Here is a 3,186-nt window from a genome sequence, read left to right as displayed (position 1 = left end):
CCGGCGCCAGTACACCGCATCCGGCTACTGGCGCATTCGATGAGACCGTCGAGATCGAGATGTTGAAAGCCGATCTCGCCGAGCACTTTCCCGGCTTCGAGATGGCAAAGATCTTGTCGGTACAAATTTGTGCGGGTGAGGATTGGCCGGCCCAGCGGGCAATCGCAGGCCACGACCTGCCGCAGACGACCCCGATTCCGAACCTGTTCAACGTCGGCGACGGCGTGCGGGAATGGGCAACGGCCGGGCAGAGCGGTTGCGTGCACTCGGCCCGGTTGGTAGTCGAACGCATTGCGGCGGAGTTCCCGGCGCTGGCTAAGCGGGTCCACGGTGTGGTTTGATAACAAGAACCAATTATTGTTTGGTTAATCGACTGCAAGTGGTGAGACGATGAAGACGCTGGTCATCGGTGGCAGCGGATCGACGGGTGTGCCGGTGCTGGAGGGCCTGCTGCGCCGGGGGCACGACGTGACGATGCTGCATCGCGGCGTGCACGAACCCGAGGGCTTGCCGGATGTTCCACACATCCACGCCGACCCGCACTTCCCGGACGCCCTGACCGAGGCGATCGACGGCACCCAGTACGACCTGGTGCTGGCGATGTACGGTCGGGTCGCCACCATCGCCGAGGTGTTCGCCGGCCGGTGCGGGCACCTGATCAGCATCGGTGGCGTGCCCGCCTACCGTGGCTGCTTGCAGGCGGCGGAGGTCCACCCTTACGGAATGGCGATCAACGCCCGTGAAGACGGGCCGCTGTCCGATGACACTGAGCCGGTGCCGAAGTTCGCCAAACTGATTCGAACCGCGGAACGCGCTGTGCTCGACCGGGCACAAGCCGGAGCTTACCGGGGCACGGTGGTCCGTTACCCGGCGATCTACGGCCCGCGTAACCTGGTGCCCTGGGAGTGGTCGGTAATGCGCCGAGTGCGCGACGGCAGGCGCCGAATGATTCTGCCGGACAACGGGTTATGGATCATCTCACGGTGCGCGGGCCGCAATGCTGCTGAGGTGGTTCTCGGCGCGGTCGACCATCCTGATGTGGCCAACGGGCAGGCCTACAATGCCGCCGACGATGACCAGTTCACCGTACGGCAGTGGGCCGAGGTCGTCGCCGACATCATGGGCGCCGAAATGTAATTCGTCGGAATCCCGCGGCAGATGGCGCCGTCGGCGCTCATCGAGTTGCTGCCGCCGAGCGGCGATCCGCACATTCTGCTGGACAACACCAAGGCCAAGCGCGAACTCGGTTATACACAAGTGGTTCCCGCGCATGTGGCAATGGTCGAGGCGGTCGAGTGGCTCACCGCCAACCCGGTGACACCCGCAGATTATCCGTTGTATCCGGCGCGCTTTGACTACGACGCCGAGGACCGGCTCATCGACGCCTTTCTTCGGGCGGTGGAGTGGGTGCGTGAGCAGGCTCCCGACGAAGCGCCCGATGTGCGACACCCGATGCCGCATCCCAAGACAGTGTCCGTCGGCCGCGACGAAGGCGGTCGGTGATTCTTGTGGCTAGCAGCCCCAGGAGGCTTAGGAGGCCGATGTGAGCCGTATGTGGCATCGATTCCAGGATCTGGTTGGTGTCGAGTACCCGGTCATGCAGGACGGCATGGGTCCCTCGCCCACGACGTACCTGGCTGCCGCCGTATCGGCGGCCGGCGGGCTGGGCACGGTGAGCTGCCCGAGCATCACTAATACCTCAGAAGAGTTCCTGCGCAACGGCTTTCGCAGCGCCATCGAGTACGTCGCATCAACCACCGACCGGCCGTTTGTTGTCAACGTGCCAGTCGGTCGCACCCCTGACGGCGTGTTGTTGCTGGTGTGCCGGATCTGTATCGACGAGGCGATATCGGTCAAGCGCGACGGCGGTAAGGCGGGCGAGCAGTTGCGCGCGATCGTGACGTCAGCGGGCTTCGCCGGCGAGTTCGGATCCGCTATCCGCGAATCCGGCCTGGTCCACATGGCCAAGGTGGGTTCGGTGCGACACGCCATGAAGGCAGCCGAGTACGGCGCAAATGTGATCATCGCCTCCGGCTACGAGATGGGCGGGCATACCCACGCCCAGGGTGTGCACACGATGGTGTTGGCGCCGCAAGTGATTGGCGCCCTCGACATACCGGTGGTGGTTTCCGGTGGCATTTGTGACGGACGTGGGCTGGCCGCGGTGCTGGCGATGGGCGGCGCCGCAGTGGCGATGGGAACCAGGTTCATCGCCACCCGGGAGCACCAATGGCACCAGGCCTACAAGCAGCGCATCGTCGACGCCAAAGAGTGGGAGGACGTCGTCTACGGTGGCATTTACGCGCCCATCCGCGGGCTGCGGAACGACGCGATCGCCGCACTGGAGAAGGCGCGAGAGACGCTGTCGCCCGAAGAGTTCCAGGCTTGGGAGGAGGAACAGATCCGTGTCGCTCAGCGCGATGGCGACGTCGAGCGCGGACTGCTGGTCGCCGGGCAGGTGTCTGCGGCGATCCACGACATTCCCACGGTTGCCGAGCTCGTCACGCGCATCGTCGATCAGGCACGTGAGTTGCTGGCCGCTTCGGCGCCGGTGCTGAAAGAGCCGGCGTGTCCGTAACGGAGACGGTTCACGCCAACGGGGTCGCCGAGCTGGTGGTGCACCACCCGCCCGCCAACGCCAACACCATCGCCGATCTGGCACGGCTCACCGAGTTGCTGCGCAGCTATGAGCACCGTGACGAGGTGCGGGTCGCGGTGCTGCGTGCCGATGGAGAGGGGTTCTGCGCCGGCGGTGATCTCAAGGAGGTTCAGGCCCTGCCGGGGTTCGAGGGGATTCTCGGACAGGCCAGGGGTTCGCAGGATTCCAGCTTGGCCATTGCCGAGTGCGCGGTACCGGTGATCGGTTGCTTGCACGGCTACTGCGTGGGAGTGGGGGTGCTGTTAGCCGGGACCTGCGACGTGCTGGTCGGTTGTGCTGCAACGAAATTCGTGCTCGCTGAGGTCGACAATGGAGCCACTACCGGTGGAGTGCAGGCGCTCGGCTTGCTGCCGGAGAAGCGTATGCGCTCGGCGATGTTCACCTGCGAACCCTTCGACATCGCCGAGTTGCACGCCTGTGGCAGCGTCTACCACGTGGAACCGAGCGTGGCGGCAACGGTGGACAGGGCCAGGGAGATCGCTGCGACGATCGCTGCCAAGACGCCGCGGGTGGTGCGCGCGATGAAA

Annotated in this window: 4 protein-coding genes and 1 pseudogene; all 5 read left to right on the top strand. The window is 65.1% G+C overall.

What is annotated here, in order from left to right:
* Positions 1-341 (top strand): annotated as a pseudogene (locus tag ACLP9N_RS33455) (amine oxidase); the annotation flags it as partial.
* A 49-nt stretch (positions 342-390) separates the two neighbouring features.
* Positions 391-1,137 carry a hypothetical protein gene (locus tag ACLP9N_RS33450; protein WP_442411417.1) on the top strand — a complete coding sequence of 249 codons (747 nt, stop codon included), beginning with the start codon at positions 391-393 and terminating at the stop codon, positions 1,135-1,137.
* A gap of 21 nt (positions 1,138-1,158) precedes the next feature.
* Positions 1,159-1,503, top strand: a complete 345-nt coding sequence (locus ACLP9N_RS33445; protein ID WP_442411416.1) for a hypothetical protein — start codon at positions 1,159-1,161, stop codon at positions 1,501-1,503.
* Positions 1,504-1,552: 49 nt separating this feature from the next.
* Positions 1,553-2,578, top strand: a complete 1,026-nt coding sequence (locus ACLP9N_RS33440) for an NAD(P)H-dependent flavin oxidoreductase (protein WP_442411418.1) — start codon at positions 1,553-1,555, stop codon at positions 2,576-2,578.
* On the top strand, positions 2,569-3,186 hold a 618-nt coding region (locus ACLP9N_RS33435; protein ID WP_442411415.1), incomplete at its 3' end, for an enoyl-CoA hydratase-related protein. The genes ACLP9N_RS33440 and ACLP9N_RS33435, both read left to right, overlap by 10 nt.

This window comes from Mycobacterium sp. (assembly GCF_052144515.1).
Taxonomy (GTDB): domain Bacteria; phylum Actinomycetota; class Actinomycetes; order Mycobacteriales; family Mycobacteriaceae; genus Mycobacterium.
This window is presented reverse-complemented; position numbering and strand designations above follow the sequence as displayed.